Origin of the sequence: Oribacterium sp. Sow4_G1_1 (assembly GCF_052116105.1) — a bacterium.
Lineage (GTDB): Bacteria > Bacillota > Clostridia > Lachnospirales > Lachnospiraceae > Oribacterium.
Map to the genome: position 1 here is coordinate 133,022 of NZ_JBQKLS010000004.1, position 17,669 is coordinate 150,690.

General features: G+C 55.3%; 10 protein-coding genes and 3 tRNA genes. All 13 read left to right on the plus strand.

Annotation, left to right across the window (positions count from 1 at the left end; genetic code table 11):
* Positions 1 to 51: 51 nt before the first annotated feature.
* The 13 genes from ACTQ52_RS04480 to ACTQ52_RS04540 all read left to right on the plus strand — a co-directional run bounded on the left by ACTQ52_RS04480 (position 52) and on the right by ACTQ52_RS04540 (position 17,506).
* The gene (locus ACTQ52_RS04480; RefSeq protein WP_441226271.1) at positions 52 to 2,622 is read left to right on the plus strand and encodes an ATP-dependent Clp protease ATP-binding subunit; all 2,571 of its coding nucleotides are present in this window, start codon (positions 52 to 54) and stop codon (positions 2,620 to 2,622) included.
* Positions 2,623 to 2,693: 71 nt separating this feature from the next.
* Positions 2,694 to 4,079, plus strand: a complete 1,386-nt coding sequence (gene radA, locus ACTQ52_RS04485; protein ID WP_410043001.1) for a DNA repair protein RadA — start codon at positions 2,694 to 2,696, stop codon at positions 4,077 to 4,079.
* A 61-nt stretch (positions 4,080 to 4,140) separates the two neighbouring features.
* A tRNA-Trp gene (locus tag ACTQ52_RS04490) sits at positions 4,141 to 4,211 on the plus strand.
* A gap of 169 nt (positions 4,212 to 4,380) precedes the next feature.
* Positions 4,381 to 5,544 (plus strand): MBL fold metallo-hydrolase, encoded by a 1,164-nt coding sequence (locus ACTQ52_RS04495; RefSeq protein ID WP_410043000.1) that lies wholly within the window; start codon positions 4,381 to 4,383, stop codon positions 5,542 to 5,544.
* Between the two features lie 125 nt (positions 5,545 to 5,669).
* Positions 5,670 to 7,607, plus strand: coding sequence for an ABC-F family ATP-binding cassette domain-containing protein (locus tag ACTQ52_RS04500; RefSeq protein ID WP_441226269.1), 1,938 nt, complete (start codon positions 5,670 to 5,672; stop codon positions 7,605 to 7,607).
* Positions 7,608 to 8,075: 468 nt separating this feature from the next.
* Positions 8,076 to 9,806 (plus strand): peptide ABC transporter substrate-binding protein, encoded by a 1,731-nt coding sequence (locus tag ACTQ52_RS04505; RefSeq protein WP_410042998.1) that lies wholly within the window; start codon positions 8,076 to 8,078, stop codon positions 9,804 to 9,806.
* Between the two features lie 259 nt (positions 9,807 to 10,065).
* Positions 10,066 to 11,001 (plus strand): ABC transporter permease, encoded by a 936-nt coding sequence (locus ACTQ52_RS04510; protein ID WP_410042997.1) that lies wholly within the window; start codon positions 10,066 to 10,068, stop codon positions 10,999 to 11,001.
* A 2-nt stretch (positions 11,002 to 11,003) separates the two neighbouring features.
* The gene (locus ACTQ52_RS04515; RefSeq protein ID WP_441981910.1) at positions 11,004 to 12,083 is read left to right on the plus strand and encodes an ABC transporter permease; all 1,080 of its coding nucleotides are present in this window, start codon (positions 11,004 to 11,006) and stop codon (positions 12,081 to 12,083) included.
* A gap of 1 nt (position 12,084) precedes the next feature.
* Positions 12,085 to 13,179 carry an ABC transporter ATP-binding protein gene (locus ACTQ52_RS04520; RefSeq protein ID WP_410042995.1) on the plus strand — a complete coding sequence of 365 codons (1,095 nt, stop codon included), beginning with the start codon at positions 12,085 to 12,087 and terminating at the stop codon, positions 13,177 to 13,179.
* On the plus strand, positions 13,163 to 14,119 hold the full coding sequence (locus tag ACTQ52_RS04525) for an ABC transporter ATP-binding protein (protein ID WP_410042994.1): 957 nt from the start codon (positions 13,163 to 13,165) through the stop codon (positions 14,117 to 14,119). The genes ACTQ52_RS04520 and ACTQ52_RS04525 overlap by 17 nt, the downstream gene beginning before the upstream one ends.
* A gap of 184 nt (positions 14,120 to 14,303) precedes the next feature.
* Positions 14,304 to 14,389, plus strand: a tRNA-Ser gene (locus ACTQ52_RS04530).
* 325 nt (positions 14,390 to 14,714) lie between these two features.
* Positions 14,715 to 17,309, plus strand: coding sequence for a PIN domain-containing protein (locus ACTQ52_RS04535; RefSeq protein ID WP_441981911.1), 2,595 nt, complete (start codon positions 14,715 to 14,717; stop codon positions 17,307 to 17,309).
* 113 nt (positions 17,310 to 17,422) lie between these two features.
* Positions 17,423 to 17,506: transfer RNA gene (locus ACTQ52_RS04540), tRNA-Leu, on the plus strand.
* Positions 17,507 to 17,669: the final 163 nt, after the last annotated feature.

Genomic DNA, 17,669 nt, shown 5'->3' on the forward strand with positions numbered 1-17,669 from the left:
GATTCAAATCCTGAAATGCACTAGAATATCCTTCATGAAAGGTGGTAAAGCATGAATCAGTTTACGATACAGGCACAGCGTGCGCTGCAGCTCGCGATCGAAGCGGCAGAGGAGCTGGGCCATCAGTACATAGGAACCGAACACATCCTTCTCGGTCTTCGTCGTGAGGGCACGGCGGTGGCCGCGAAGGTCCTGCAGTCCAATGGCATCGATGATCAGAAGATCCTCGATATGATCGCGAAGTTCATCTCTTCGGATACGAAGGTGACGATCCGTGAGCGTGCAGGCTATACGCCATCGGCGAAGCGTCTCATGCAGAATGCGATGCAGGAATCGCTGCGCGCCGGGGCCCGTCTCGTCGGGACAGAGCACATCCTGATCGCGATGCTGAAGGATACAAACTGCGTCGCTTCACGTATCATCGCGACACTCGGCGCGAACGCGCAGCGTATGTACCAGCAGATCATGGCGGTCATCGGGGACGATGTCGTGATCGATGATCAGAGCCGCCCGCAGGCAGCACAGCAGCCGGTATCGGATACACCGACGCTGGATCAGTATGCGCGGGATCTCACAGCGATGGCAGCGGAAGGAAGGCTCGACCCGGTGATCGGTCGGGAGCGGGAGATCATGCGTGTCGTCCAGATCCTGTCCAGACGCACGAAAAACAATCCATGTCTGATCGGTGAGCCGGGTGTCGGCAAGACCGCCGTGGTTGAGGGACTGGCGGAGCGTATCGTCGCCGGTGATGTCCCGGATACCATCCTGCAGAAGCGTGTCATGTCTCTCGATATCTCCAGCATGGTCGCGGGCTCGAAGTACCGCGGTGAGTTTGAGGAGCGCATCAAGCGCGTCATCGCCGAAACCGTGAAGAACGGACAGGTTCTGCTCTTTATCGATGAGCTGCATACCATCATCGGTGCTGGCGGTGCTGAGGGTGCACTCGATGCGGCGAATATCCTGAAGCCGGCCCTGGCCCGTGGTGAGCTCCAGATCATCGGTGCGACGACCCTCGATGAGTACCGGAGGCACATCGAAAAGGATGCAGCGCTCGAACGTCGTTTCCAGCCGGTGACGATCGATGAACCGAGTGAAGAGGAGAGCTATGCGATCCTGCAGGGCATCGTATCGAAGTACGAGGAGCACCATCAAGTGCTGATCGACGAAGCAGCGCTGAAGGCAGCCGTCACCCTTTCGGTCCGCTATATCAATGACCGTTATCTGCCGGATAAGGCCATCGACCTCATCGATGAGGCAGCGTCGAAAATCCGGATCCTTCACTCCGGCGAACCGGAGAACATAAAGAAGCTCCGTGCGAAGATCGACGCGATGGATGCGGAGAAGGAAGACTGTATCCGCCGTGAGGATTTCGAAGCGGCTTCCCAGATCAAGAAGAAGCAGCAGCGGGAGAAGGCAAAGCTGGAGCGTGCACTACAGAGCTGGCAGTCGGAGAAGGAGGAGCATAAACTTCACGTCACCGAGGCCGACATCGCGCGTGTGGTCTCCGAGTGGACCCGTATCCCGGTAGAGAAGCTCACGGAGGGTGAGGCAGAACGCCTCATGCGTCTCGAGGAGACGCTGCATAAACGCGTCATCGGACAGACTGAAGCGGTGTCTGCCGTTGCGAAGGCGATCCGTCGCGGACGTGTGGGTCTCAAGGATCCGAAGCGTCCGATCGGCTCCTTCATGTTCCTCGGACCGACCGGTGTCGGTAAGACGGAGCTCAGTAAGGCACTGGCCGAGGCGATGTTCGGCTCCGAGGCGGATCTCATCCGCGTCGACATGTCTGAGTACATGGAGAAGTACAGCGTTTCTAAGATGATCGGATCGCCGCCAGGCTATGTCGGCTACGATGAGGGTGGTCAGCTCAGTGAGAAGGTGCGCCGGAACCCATATTCCGTCATCCTCTTCGACGAGATCGAGAAGGCACATCCGGATGTACTGAACGTGCTTCTCCAGTTGCTCGATGACGGTCACATCACCGATGCCCAGGGCCGGAAGGTTTCCTTTAAGAATACGATCATCATCATGACGTCAAACGCCGGCGCCGAGCAGATCGTGAGCCCGAAGCGGCTCGGCTTCGACACCGGTGGGGATGAGAAGGCGAAGAACTACCAGATCATCCGATCCCGTGTGATGGAAGAGGTGCATCGTCTTTTCCGCCCGGAGTTTCTGAACCGTGTCGATGACATCATCGTCTTCCAGCCGATCACGAAGGAGGACCTCCGTGCGATCCTCGACATCATGATGAGGGATATGGTGAAGAACGCACTCGAGGAGCTCAATATCCGGCTTCACCTCGATGCGGATGCAGCGAACCTCCTCATCGAGCGTGGCTACGATCCGAAGTACGGTGCACGTCCGCTGCGCCGGGTGCTTCAGACTGAGCTTGAGGATAAGCTCGCAGAGGAGATCCTGAGTGGACACATCGCGAAGAATTCCAGTGTTCGGATCGGCGTCGATAAGGATGGCAAGACCCTGAAGTTTCAGGGGCGTCGTCTGCCATCTGCCGGCGCTCGTCATGCGAAGAAGGAATCGACGACTGCTGTGAAGGATCAGGCTATGGAAACGCAACCGATCGATGCGACGCAGATCGCGGCGGAACAGGCAGAAAACAAGTAAATCTGTATCATATGCACAGCTACGCACGAACATCCCGATGTCCGTGCGTGCTGTTTATAAGAGGAAATACTATGGCGAAAAGTACATCGCGCTACTTCTGTAAGGAATGTGGCTATGAATCTGCGAAGTGGCTCGGTCAGTGTCCGAGCTGCCGCGCATGGAATACCTTCGTGGAGGAACCGGTCGTAAAAGCATCTCCGGCTTCCGGCTTCAGCCGAAACACCGGCACGCGTCCGCCTCGGCAGCGACCGGTGCGTGTCGATGAAATCGCCCTCGAAAAGGAGGATCGTATCCCGACCGGTTTCCAGGAGCTCGATCGTGTGCTCGGCGGTGGTATCGTCGTGGGCTCGATGGTACTGCTCGGTGGTGACCCGGGCATCGGAAAATCGACGATCCTGCTCGAGGTATCGCGAAATCTGGCAGCGGACGATGGAAAATCGGTTCTCTATGTCTCCGGTGAGGAGAGCCTCAAGCAGATCAAGCTGCGTGCAGAGCGCATTCGGCCGATCTCCGGAGATCTTCACTTCATGACGGAAACGAATATCGAGAACATCATCGAGACCATCCGGGAGGAAAAACCGGACTTCGTCGTCATCGACTCAATCCAGACGATGTATACCGAGAGCGTCACGGCGGCTCCGGGCTCGGTCAGTCAGGTGCGTGAGTCGGCCGCTCAGCTGCTGCGCACCGCGAAGGAGTGCGGCATCGCCATCTTCCTCGTCGGTCATGTGACGAAGGACGGGACCGTCGCTGGTCCGAAGATCCTCGAGCATATGGTTGACGTCGTCCTCTTTTTCGAGGGCGAGTCCGGAAGCAGCCTCCGCATCCTGCATGGGCAGAAGAACCGTTTCGGTTCGACGAACGAGATCGCGGTGTTCGAGATGGATGGTGCCGGGCTGCATGAGGTGCTGAACCCGTCCGAGCTACTGCTTTCCGGTCGACCGATCGGCGCCAGCGGTTCGGTCGTCACCTGTGGCATGGAGGGCACGCGCCCGCTGCTGATCGAGATTCAGGGCCTGCTCGTACCGAGTGCCTTTAATCTGCCGCGACGTACGGCGAACGGCATCGATTATAATCGCCTGAACCTGCTGATCGCCATCGTCGAAAAGCGGCTGAATCTCGAGATCGGGAAGTACGATGCCTATGTCAATATCACCGGCGGACTGCGTATCGCCGAGCCGTCCATGGACCTCGCCGTCATCATGGCGCTGATTTCTTCTTATATGAATATCGAGATCCCGGAGGATGTGATGATCTTCGGTGAGGTCGGACTGAGTGGCGAGGTACGTGCCGTATCGAACGCCGACCAGCGGATCGAAGAGGCGGCCCGTCTTGGCTTCCATAAGATCGTGCTTCCGGCCTTTCATATGAAGAAGCTGCGTCAGCCGAACCTGTCGGCCTGCGAGCTCGTCCCGGTGCGCAGCATCCGGGAAGCGGTAAAAATTCTCAAGAAATAGTGCTTGACTTACAGGTGCAAAATGAGTATTATAAACAAGTCGTCAAAACGACGACTCATACAGGGGTTTCATCCAATGGTAAGATATCGGTCTCCAAAACCGCTCATGGGGGTTCGAATCCCTCAACCCCTGCGAAGGAGAAGGAATCAGACGTTGGTCTGGTTCCTTTTTTTATATGGTCTGCTCGTGTTGTAGCTGCAGTACGAGCGGGCGAACACAGCAGGGATTCTGAAACAACGGATGTTTCAGAATCATCATTTCCATCCGGATATCGGATCACCTCTTTACGACGGAGTGTAGCATGACGAACAAAGCAGAGCTTTATACGGAAATTCTTCCTGGCATTTATCGTGTGAGCCTTCAAGATATGACGGTTCAGCAGGGCGTAAATCGAGTTCAGATTTTTATCATCAAGGGATCACCGACTGTCCATGACGGCCGCAGCCTGATGATCGACGCGGGCTTCAAGGACCCGGGCTGCTATCAGAAGCTGAAAAAGGCACTGGCGGAGCTGGAGATTCCGGTGGATCAGCTGGATCTCTATCTCACACATCGTCACCATGATCACTCCGGTCTCGCCGAGACCTTTGCTGCCGATGGTGTCCATCTGTTCATGAATCCGGCGGAGGAGCGTCATCCGTACGACTGTCTGTCCTATCGTGTCAGTGGCGACAGCCAGCGTGCACAGACGAAGGTCATGCGATGGGTCGGTATCACGCCGGATCACACGCCGTATGCCTGGGAGAATTTTCTGCGCTTTTCGAAACGGGTAAAGGACCATGGCGAGTGGGCGCTGTCGATCAGCGGCTTCCCATATACGCCGGTGAAGGAAGGGGATGTCTTCTGTTATGGCGACTACCGTTTCCGTAGTATCCCGCTGAAGGGACATACCTATGGGCAGATCGGACTGATTGAGGAAGAGAAGCACATCCTCTTTACCGCGGATCAGCTGATTCACGGTATCTCTCCGATCGTGGTCACGACCTATCCGGATGAACACCTTCTGGAGGGGATGTTCGCATCGCTTCGAAAGATCAAGGAGGAGCATGCCGACTGGACGATCATCCCATCCCATGGTGAGATCATTCAGGATGTCCCTGCAGATGTCGACAGCATCGTCTACAGCTATCTCAATAAGAGCACGGTGGCACTCGAGTATTTAAGAGCCAGGGCGACTGCCTGCCGGACGGAGACATCGGCCGAAGGAAAGAGTGGAAGCGAGCTCAGTCAGGCGAAGGACGAAATCGATGACGGGCATCAGCCGCAGGAGCGGACGGTACGCCAGGTTGCGAAGGCCATCTACCGGATGGAGGACCATCCGGAGGACGAGGAGGTCTTTTTCTCCTATAAGATGCTGATCACGAAAACCTTCAGCCTGCTGGAGTACCTCCATGATGAGGGCTTCGTCCGGCGGATCGACCGGAATGGTGTGCTCTACTGGAGTGCGGTGGAACCGACGGAATAAGAATCTCCGAGAGCGGCAGTTTCAGAACAGTTCAGATACAGAATTGTGTGCACAGCGGTCTCCCGAAAGGGAGGGTGTGCGCACCGACAGGATCCCCGGTTCGTCCGGGTGAAGTAAGGAAGGGTATGGCACAGAACAACATCGTTACAATCGAACATCTCAGCAAGGTCTATACCGAGCGGCAGATCTTTCAGGATACAGATTTTTCCATCAACGAGGGCGAGAAGGTCGCGCTGATCGGCGTGAACGGCACCGGTAAGTCGACACTTCTCCGCATCATCGCGGGGCTCGAGGAGCCGGATGAGGGCAGCATGGCGATGCGCCGCGAGCTCGAGATCCGCTTTCTTCCGCAGACGCCGTCCTTCGACCCGGAGGATACCATCCTGGAGGCGATCCTGCATGATAACGAGGGGCACCAGCATGTATGGGACCTGGAGACAGAAGCGAAGAAGTTCCTGTCAAAGCTCGGTGAGAACGACTTCAGTCGGAAGATCAAGGAACTCTCAGGCGGACAGAAGAAGCGTGTGGCGCTCGCGAGTACACTGCTCAGTACCGCTGATCTGCTGATCCTCGACGAGCCGACGAACCATCTCGACGGCGCGATGTCCGAGTGGCTCGAGGAGTACCTGAAGCGCTATAAGGGGACACTGCTGATGGTCACCCATGACCGGTACTTCCTCGATGAGATCTGCGACCGCATCGTCGAGCTCGATCAGGGCAAGCTCTACAGCTATAAGGCAAACTACGCCGGCTACCTCGAGCTGAAGGCCGAGCGTATGGACATCGCCCGTGCGAAGGAGCGGACACGTCAGAATATTCTCCGGAACGAGCTGAAGTGGGTGATGCGCGGTGCGAAGGCACGTACCACGAAGCAGAAGGGACGCCTCCAGCGCTATGAAAAGCTCTCAGCGATGCACGGTCCGACGGAGGAAGAGGAGCTGAAGCTGAGCTCCATCCGGACCCGCCTCGGCAAGTCGACGATCGAGCTCGTCGATGTCTCGAAGGCCTATGACGGGCATGTGCTGCTCGATCACTTCAACTATAATTTCCTGCGCAACGACCGCGTCGGCATCATCGGGCCGAACGGCGCGGGCAAGTCGACCCTCGTCAAGATGATCACCGGCTGGGAAACACCAGACAGTGGTGAGATCAACGTCGGACAGACCGTGCGCATCGGTTATTTCAGTCAGGAGAACGAGGCGCTCGATGGAAATCAGCGCGTCATCGATGCGATGACCTCCATCGGCGAGTACGTGCACACCGTGGACGGTCTCATCAGTGCGAGCAACATGCTCGACCGCTTCCTGTTCCCACCTTCCGTGCAATATATGAAGGTCGAGAAGCTGAGCGGCGGCGAGAAGCGTCGCCTCTATCTGCTCCGCGTCCTCATGTCCGAGCCGAATGTCCTCATCCTCGATGAGCCGACGAACGACCTCGATATCCGTACGATGACGATCCTCGAGGATTATCTCGATCACTTCGACGGGATCGTCATCACGGTATCCCATGATCGCTACTTCCTCGACCGTGTCGTGAACCGCATCTTCGCCTTCGAGGGCGATGGCCGGATCAGCCAGTATGAGGGTGGTTACACCGATTATCAGGTCGAGTATCTGCGTCGCCACCCGGAGGAGGACCCGAGCTTTGCGAAGGCCGGCTCGATCGGAGGTACCGGCGGGAACAGCCTGGCGTCTTCGAAATCGTCAGTCAATGCCGGCGACCGCGGTGTCGTCACTGCTCAGGACGGAACGACCAGCAGCGCCTCCGGTGATACCGCAGCTGCGGCGTCCGGCGACAGCAGCCCGTCAAGCTCCAATCGTGACCGTCACCAGCTCCGCATGTCCTACAAGGAGAAGAAGGAGTGGGAAACCATCGAGGCCGACATCGACGCTCTCGAAACCCGCATCGCCGCCATCGACGACGAAATGATGAAGTACGCCCAGGACTTCATCAAGCTCCACGAACTCACACAGGAGAAAGAAGAAAAAGAAAATCTCCTGGATGAAAAGATGGAACGCTGGGCATATCTCTCTGATCTTCAGGAACAGATCGATAAAAACTGATTGTAAAATGTTAAGGAATTTAAATGGCTGGTATCGAGTGCTGTTTGGTTGACAGACCCGAAATGCGTAATCAATAAACAGCACCGGTACCAGCTTTTTCAGTGGTAACGTGGGACGTCACTAGCTGCCTTTTGGGGACAGACATCGAAATGCTCTACAGTAAAAAGCACTCGACGCCTGTTTTCTTATGAATCCAATATGAATAAATAAATTTTATGTATTGCATTACTATTGTAAAAATATATTTATAGACATACAAAAATGTGTCTAATAACTCGTTTTTGATATAACTTAATTGATTACTATTCATATGCGTTATATTTGCTTTTACTAATCGCTATGCTTTTACGAATTCATGCGCTGGACTTTAACGGTGTAAAGTTATATACTTTCATCATCGCGCAATGGAGTGCTAGTTTTTGACCGGTGAAGCCATTGCGTTTTCTACTTTTTAAGGAGGAGTAAGTTATGAAAAAGACAAGAGCACTTGTTGCGACCGTAACTGCTGGTGCGATGGTCCTCAGCATGGCGGCTTGTGGATCTTCTGCATACCAGGAGACGACCGCCGCTGCTGCGACTGAGGCTGCCGGCACTGCAGCAGCTGGTGAAACCGCTGCCGCTCAAGAGGCGACCGGAACCGTTTCTTCATCTGACCTGAAGGTTATGCTGGAGACCCCGGTTATGTCCCTCGATCCGCAGCAGGCAACCGATGGAACCTCTTTTGAGGTGATGGCCAACTACACCGACGGTCTGACACAGATGGACGACAGTGGTGCAGCTGTAGCTGCCATCGCAGAGAGCTGGGAGACCTCCGACGATGGTCTCACCTGGACCTTCCACCTTCGTAAGGATGCGAAGTGGTCCAATGGCACACCGGTCACTGCGAAGGATTTCGTATTCGGCTGGCAGAGAGCCGTGGATCCGGATGTTGCTTCCGAGTATGCATACATGCTTTCCGACATCGGCCAGGTAAAGAATGCCGCTGAGATCATCGACGGCACGAAGGACAAGTCTGAGCTCGGTGTAACTGCGGTCGATGACAACACCTTACAGGTGGAGCTGAACGCGCCGGTTTCCTACTTCCTGTCCCTGATGTACTTCCCGACCTACTATCCGGTCAACGAAGAGTTCTTCAACACCTGCCCGGATACCTACGGTACATCTCCGGAGACCACCCTTTCGAACGGTGCCTTCGTGCTCGACTCCTATGAGCCGGCAGCGACGGAGATTCACCTCACAAAGAATGCGGATTATTACGATGCAGACAAGATCAAGCTTGCCGGTATCGATTATCAGGTGATCCAGGATTCTCAGCAGGCACTTCTTTCTTACCAGAGCGGCGACCTCGATCTCACTCTTCTCAACGGTGACCAGGTTGACCAGGTACAGGACGACCCTGCATTCAAGGCGGTCGGTGCCGGATACCTCTGGTATGTAACACCGAACATCAGCGCTGTTCCAGAGCTGGCCAATGACAACATCCGTAAGGCACTTACCTTCGCGATCGATCGTACCGCCATCTGTGAGGACGTGCTGAAGGATGGCTCGAAGCCGACCTACACCGCTGTTCCGATGGACTTCGCAGCAGGTCCGGATGGATCTGATTTCTCCGCAGACCAGACCAAGTTCCAGGATGTATGTGCAGATGATACCGCAAAGGCAGCAGAGTACTGGCAGAAGGGACTCGACGAGCTCGGTATCACCTCCCTCACCCTTGATATGGTTGTCGATGCAGATGATGCACCTCAGAAGGTTGCTACCGTTCTTCAGGAGCAGTGGCAGACCGCTCTTCCTGGCCTCACCATCAACCTGACGGTAGAGCCGAAGAAGCAGAGAGTACAGGATCTTCAGGATGGTAACTACCAGCTCGGTCTTACCAGATGGGGTCCGGACTACGCAGATCCGATGACCTACCTTGGCATGTGGACGACCGGCTGCTCCAACAACTACGGTTTATGGTCCAGCACCGATTACGATGACATCATCGCAAAGTGCACGACCGGCGAGCTTGCAACCGATCCGGAGGGTCGCTGGTCCGCAATGTACGATGCTGAGAAGATCGTTATGGATCAGTCCGTGATCTTCCCGCTGTACACACAGTGCAATGCAGAGATGCTGAGCACCAATGTCACCGGCGTTGCATTCCATCCGGTAGCCCTCAACAGAGTTTACAAGAACGCTGTAAAGACCGAAGGCTGATTATCTGATTGTTTGAAACAGTTCTTTTGATAGCAGGCCGCATGAAAATGCGGCCTGTATCATTTCAGGCTTATGCCATAGACAGGCTCAGAAACGCACTGCTTCGACGTACGGAGACGTACATCCCGGAGTGCTCCTGCAAAACAGGAAAACTTTGGAGGAAAATCGAAGACGGCCGCGCTTTCGAGCGTGTCTACGGCTTAAACCGTAGTACGCAGGGCAGAAGAGTGTACGCACTCTTGTCCAAAGGGAGGTAATTGTGAAAAAGTATGTAACCAAGCGAGTGTTAACCTCGATCTTCACCCTCCTCGTCATCTTACTGGTGCTCTTTATCCTGATGCAGCTGATGCCGGGATCACCGTTCAATGATGAGAAGCTGAATGATGCACAGCGCGCCGCACTGTATGCGAAGTATGGACTCGATCAGCCCGTCGTCGTGCAGTTCTTCCGCTATGTAAAAAACATGCTGACCGGTGATTTCGGTGTCAGCTACAATATCTCGAAGAACACCCCGATTTCCCAGCTCATCGCAACCCGTCTTCCGATCTCCATCCGTATCGGTGGTGCTGCGGTCAGCCTCGGTGCTGTCGTCGGCCTCATCCTCGGCCTCATCGCGGCGCTTCGCCACGATACCTGGGTCGACACCCTCTGCACCGTGATTTCAGTCATCGGTGTATCCGTACCGTCCTATGTATTCGCACTGCTCCTCAGCTACCAGCTCGGTTTCAACATGAAGCTGTTCCCGATGCTGTTCGATGCGAAGCGGGCGATGGCCTCGAGCGTACTGCCGAGTATTTCACTCTCGATGTTCACGATGGCCTCCATCGCACGTTTCACCCGTTCTGAGATGATGGAGGTCCTCGACAGCGACTACATGCTGCTCGCGGAGTCGAAGGGTATCTCCGGATTCGCCCTGATTTTCCGTCATGCACTTCGAAATGCCCTGATCCCGATCATCACGGTCTTGGCACCGCTGATCGTCGACCTCATGACCGGTTCCCTCGTCGTCGAGAAAATCTTCGCCATCCCGGGCGTCGGCTCACTGCTCGTAAACGCGATCCAGTCGAATGACTACAACGTCGTCATCTCCCTCGCGTTTATCTATTCGGCGATGTACATCGGCATCATGCTCGTCGTTGATATCCTCTATGGCATCATCGACCCGCGTATCAGACTCGCAAAGGACGGTAAATAAGTATGTTTGGAAAGAAAAAACAGCTCATGACAGCCCAGACGGCTGGTACGGTCAATGTTTATGTCCCGGTCGACAGTGACTTCGTCCGGAAGGATAATGCCGGCGAGATCGCGATCGACAGCAATTTCTCCTCCCAGTCCTTCTGGAAGGATGTGACGACGCGCTTCATCCATAAGAAGAGTGCCGTCATCGGTCTCGTGTTCGTTCTCCTGATCACCCTCATGGCGATCATCGGGCCGAAGATCTCCGGTTACAGCTTCTCTGCGCAGAATCTGCAGATGAAGAACCTCGCACCTCGTATGCAGGTGATCGAGAATCTCGGCATCCTCGACGGCTCCGAGAAGATGAAGACCACCACCGGCACGAAGCTCGTGAACGAGTATGCAGCGAAGAAGCTCTACGATACCTTCTACTGGTTCGGAACCGACCGTTATGGCCGTGATATCTTTACGAGAACCTGGTCCGGTACTCGTCTATCCCTGATCATCGCCTTCGCCGCGACCATCATCGACATGGTGATCGGTATGTCCTATGGACTGATTTCCGGTTACTTCGGCGGCAAAACCGATATCATCATGCAGCGTATCCTCGAGATCATGAACGGTATCCCGCGACTCGTCATCGTGACCCTGCTGCTTCTCGTGCTGAAGCCGGGTATGGTGACCATCATCTTCGCGCTGATGCTCACCGAGTGGGTCGGCATGAGCCGGATCGCGCGGGCCGAGATGCTGAAGCTGAAGGAGCAGGAGTTCGTCCTCGCCTCGAGAACCCTCGGTGCCGGCGCGTTCCATATCATCTTCAAGGAGATCCTGCCGAACATCATCGGACCGATCATCACCCAGGTCATGTTCTCGATCCCGACCGCCATCTTCACCGAGGCGTTCCTGAGCTTCGTCGGACTGGGTATCCCGGTTCCGCAGTGCTCCCTCGGCTCCCTGATTTCTGATGGCTATAACAGCTTTACGACCCATCCGTATCAGATCATCCCGCCGATCATCGTCATGGCGCTGTTGATGCTTTCGTTTAACCTGATCGCCGACGGTCTCCGTGAGGCGCTCGATCCGAAGATGAAGGAGATGTAAGATGGCAGAACAGAGAGAAAAAATTCTCAAGATCGAGAATCTTGATATCAGCTTTAAGACGACGGCCGGAATGGTGCATGCCATCCGGGGCGTAGACATTGACCTTTACAAGGGGGAGACGGTCGCCATCGTCGGTGAGTCCGGCTCCGGTAAGTCGGTGACGATGAAGGCCGCCATGGGCATCCTCGCGAAGAACGCGACGGTCAATGCAGGCTCCATCCGCTTCACCTACACCCACGCAGATGGACAGACCGAGACGGTCGAAATCCTCGAAAAGGATAAGAAGTGGATCCGTACACATATCAACGGTAAGCGGATCTCCATGGTGTTCCAGGATCCGATGACCTCCCTCGATCCGACGATGAACATCGGGAAGCAGATCATGGAGGGCATGATCTGGCACTATAAAACGAAGAAGGAGGATGCCTGGAAGCGTGCCGTCGAGCTGCTTCGAGAGGTCGGCATCGAGGAGCCGGAGAAGCGGATGAAGAACTATCCGCACCAGCTCTCCGGTGGTATGCGGCAGCGTGTCGTGATCGCGATCGCGCTGGCCTGTGATCCGGACCTGCTGATCTGCGATGAGCCGACGACCGCACTTGATGTGACGATTCAGGCGAAGATCCTGGAGCTGATTAAGAAGATCCAGGAGGAGCGCGGCATTTCCGTTATCTACATTACCCACGACCTCGGTGTCGTGGCGAAGGTTGCGGATTATGTCAATGTCATGTATGCCGGAAAGATCGTCGAGAAGGGTACGATCAACGAGATCTACTACGATCCGCGCCATCCGTACACCTGGGGTCTCCTCAGTGCGATGCCGGACCTCGACACCGCCGACGAGCGTCTCTATACGATCCCGGGTTCACCGCCAAACCTTCTCCACGAGAAGCAGGGCGACGCCTTCGCACCGCGTAACCGGTTTGCGCTCGAGGTCGACGACAAGGCCGATCCGCCGATGTTTAAGATCAGCGATACGCACTATGCAGCCACCTGGCTTCTGGACCCGCGTGCACCGAAGGTAGAGATGCCGGCGGAGCTTCGCGCAAGAATCGAACGTATGAAGAAAGGAGCCGGCATCGATGGCAGTGAATTATAATCAGGAGCCGATCCTGAAAGTGGACGGCTTAAAGCAGTATTTCAAGGTCTCGAATTCCTTCACGGTGAAGGCGGTCGATGACGTCAGCTTCGAGATCTATCCGGGCGAGACCTACGGCCTCGTCGGTGAGTCCGGTTCCGGTAAGTCGACGATCGGCCGTTCCGTGATCCGTCTCTATGATCCGACCGCAGGAAAGATCCTCTTCGAGGGGAAGGATATCAGCGGAAAGATGAGTAAGGATACGCAGAAGCTCCTCCGCAACGATATGCAGATGATCTTCCAGGATCCGATGGCTTCGCTCAATCCGCGTAAGAAGGTCGAGGACATCATCGGAGAGGGCCTCGATATCCATCATAAGTTTGCGAGTGCGGCAGAGCGTGATCAGATGGTGAAGGCGATCCTCCGAAAGGTCGGCCTCGCACCGGAGCATGCGACCCGTTATCCGCACCAGTTCTCCGGTGGACAGCGTCAGCGTGTCGGCATTGCCCGTGCACTCATCATGAACCCGAAGCTGATCATCGCGGATGAGTGTATCTCCGCGCTCGACGTTTCGATCCAGGCGCAGGTCGTGAACCTCATGAAGGACATCCAGGAGGAGACCGGCACGGCGTACCTCTTCATCGCGCATGATCTTTCGATGGTCAAGTATATTTCCGACCGCATCGGCGTCCTCCATCTCGGACATCTGCTCGAGACCGGTACGACCGAGGAGATTTTTAACCATCCGGTGCACCCGTATACCCGCTCACTGCTGAGCGCGATCCCGAGCCCGAACCCGGTGGTCGAGAAGAAGCGTGTCGCGGAAACCTATGACTATAAGACCTCCGGCATCGACTACACGAAGGGCACGAAGCACCTCGTGGAGGGAAGCCACTATGTACGCTGCACGGACGAAGAGTTCAGCGAGTGGATGAAGAAAGCACCACTGGTCTATGATTAAGTGAGCATGTCTCGAGCCGGTGACCCGGATGGGCGGCAACGGAGGCACAGTACTCCGTTGTCGCCCTTCTGGGTCCCCTTAGCTGAACTGTTACTTGCTGTCCGAAAAATATTTTAATTAGTGCTTGACGTGGGCGTGGTGCTTTGCTATTATAAAAGAGCTGAATTGATGCAGCACAACACATGACGAGGTGTGATAATTGGTAGTCGGCCAGCCTGGAAAGTTGGTGCCCGTGTATGCGGGTTGTGAGTTCGAGTCTCATCCTCGTCGCTTGAAAAAACCGGTTCATTTGAACCGGTTTTTTTGTTATACTAGTCACGATTTAAAATTATGTTTAGAAACCCTGGGTTTGTACAGGCTGAAATTTCATTTCATGCAGGGGTATATGAACCGGATGAGACGGACGTGTTGTTTCGATCCTGATGGAACGGATCGGATTTCATCTGGAGAAGAGCGGAGGTGTTCTGTATGTGATGTGTATCGCATGCAGGCTTCTTCCGGGATGCATGAGCGGAGAGCGACTGTACTGAAGTATCTGCGGGACGCAGAGGCTGGAACCCATGAGGGAACATCAGCGAAGGCAGAAGGAGCTACAGTGATTATTTTAGTTGATTTTGAGAATACCCATGCATCGGGACTCGAGGGCTACACTTACCTCAACGAGAGTGATACGCTCGTTATGTACTACAGTGATGAGAACAGTGCCGTGACGAAGGGCGTCGTGGATGATCTTCGGAAGAACGGGGTGCATGTGCGTCTCGTGAAGCTGCTGAAGCAGCACAGCAACGCGCTTGACATGTACATCGCGTCGACGACCGGCATGTTCCTGGATTCGGGCGAGAAGATCTGTATCGTATCGAAGGACCATGGCTATGCCGCCGTACGCGATTTCTGGCACAGCCTGCGCGGCGCAGAGATCCTGCTCGGCGAGACGATCAAGCAGTGCCTGCTGAGCTCGGAGCTGAACGACGAGGCACGGATCCGTCTCTGCAAGGAGCGCGAGCAGAAGGCGTTGCTCGTCGATACATTCACGACGATGAACACCATTCCGACCCGTCCGACGCTCAGCCGCAGCAACCAGCGCCGTCGTCGCAACGATACCCGGAATTTCATGGAAGTGAGTGAGCCGGTGGCGATCCTGCCGAATCCGCTCATGACCGAGACCCCGGCCGATCAGCTCGCGAAGGAACTGAGCAGTGCCGTAGCGAAGTCCGAGAACACTGCACGTGAGGCACAGTCGGAATCTGCAACACAGCAGGAGACGGCGATGACCGCGTCCATATCCTCGGACAATACTTCCGACGTGGTTGCGGTCACGGAAGCGGAGGCTTCGACCGCTGTAGGACGCAGTGAGCGTGGCGGCCGTGGACGGAATGGCCGCAACCGTCGCAATGATCAGAATAACCGAAATGACCGGAACGATCGACCGGAGCGCGATGACCGGAATGCGCAGAATCGTTCGGATGCCACTGCAGCAGAGAAGATCGACAGTGAGCAGCGGACAGGTCGTGAGCCGGATGCACGGACACAGAACGCGCGCAGCACACGTGAGCAGGAGAATAATCGCCGGGAGCAGAACGGCACAGCGGAGCAGAACACGACGAGTGAGACAGTACAGGAGCGTTTCGGCGGGTATGATGGCATCATGAAGATGAACGAGGCTTCCCGCATCGCCCTCGATAAGCGTCAGGAGCGCGATGAGCGGAAGGACGAGCAGGACGAACCGTCTGCCGCAAGGAACAGAAATCATCCGAAGCAGAATGCACAGCCGGCAGAGAAGAACCGCAGGGATGCAAGGTCGGTAAACGATGAGAAGCAGCGCACTTCTGAGAACCGAAAGCAGGAAGAGAAGAGCGCTTCCGAGGATCCGAAGAAGAACATCGCAAATAGTACTTCTGGAAATACGCCACAGGACATCGCGAACGCTGCGACACGGACACAGGTGACGCAGGAAACGACGGCGCTTGTGAAGGCCGAGAAGAAGACGACGGCGGTAGCAAAGGTCGATCCAAACCGCGTACAGTTCGTCTGGGATCCGGTCACCCGCTCCATGAAGAGAATCGGCGGCCCGGCAGAGGAAGTAAACGCAGATAAGAAGGAAGACGCACAGAAGGCAGATGCTGCTGAGAAGAGAGATGAGGCTGAAGTAAAGGTAAACGCAGATGCCACGGAGAAGAGCGTTGCAGATGCTGTGAAGAATACGGAAGCAGTGGCGGAGAGCACTGCGGACCATACGGCAGAGAAGGACACAGCGGCGGATACAGAAAACAGCCAGGGCGCAGCAGGCACGAAAACCGCAGACGTTTCCGGTGCTGCTCCAGCGAAGGATGAAGTAGCAGAAAAAGAGCGCCTGATCGCTGTGACAGCGCAGGCTGGGGAAGCTGCAGCTGATCTTCGGGCAGACGTCTCAGACGATGCAAAGACTACGATGGAAGAAAAAACAGCTGTAGATGCTTCGAAGCCAGAAAATGTAAAGAAGCCAGCTGCGGAAACTGCATCAGAGCAGCTTGAAACCGCTCCGGAGAAGACACTGGAAACGGTCATTACAGAGCATGCTGTAACGGCGACGGAAGAGAAGGCAGACTCAGAACATGTGCAGGCAGGACAGGATGTAGCAACGGATGACATGAAACCGGATGTCGAGACGAAGAAGTCCGGTGCACATCGTAAGTCGAAGAGGTCCGCTTCTGTAAAGAAGGAGTCCGACGCTTCGGAAAAGCCTGCAGATACAAAAAAGGCTGCGACCTCCAGTAAGCCGAAAGCGAAAAAGAAAGCCGCTGTAAAGCGCGAAAAGGCTTCGGACAAGGATGTCAGTGCTTCAGTAAAGACGTCTTTAGAGGATGCAGCGAACGCTTCGGAAATGACGCAAATGAAGTCGGAGTCTACGGCTCCCGCTTCGAAGAAGTCTGGAAAATCATCGAAGAAGATTGAAGACGACGTGACCGTAGATGCTGCGGAGGCTCAGCCGGCTCTTCAGATGACGGAAGAAGACATCCAGCTCACGAAGAAAAAGTACAGTGAAGGCATCAACACCTTACACACCTACTACGTGCGCCTGATGAAGGCCTTCGGTCGTGAGAAGGGCCGTGCCATCTACGAAAGCACGAAGAAATCCGTTCAGGAGGACATCAAGGCCCGCAAGGCACAGCTCGCCGCGCAGCCGACCACGACGGAAGCAGAAGAAAATTAACGAGTGGCCCACGGGTCAGACCCCCGGGAGACGAAGAAGTTCCGGAGCAAAAACGAAAAATGAAAAAAGTTGTTGCCAACCGGCTTCCGCTGTGCTAATATACACCTTGTCGCGCGGGAGTGCTGAAATTGGCAGACAGGCAAGACTAAGGATCTTGTGTCCGATAGGACGTGTGGGTTCAAGTCCCATCTCCCGCAGGAATGAACCGGAAGCTGTAGAGCTTCCGGTTTTTTTATGCCCTAGTCCGTATATCGCGCAGCATGCCGACCACCACGGAAGAGAAGGTTTTATGGCGGAAATGATTCTTTAACGGGATGGCATTGCGTCGGCATGGTATACTGGGTATCAAAGAAAAGAAGA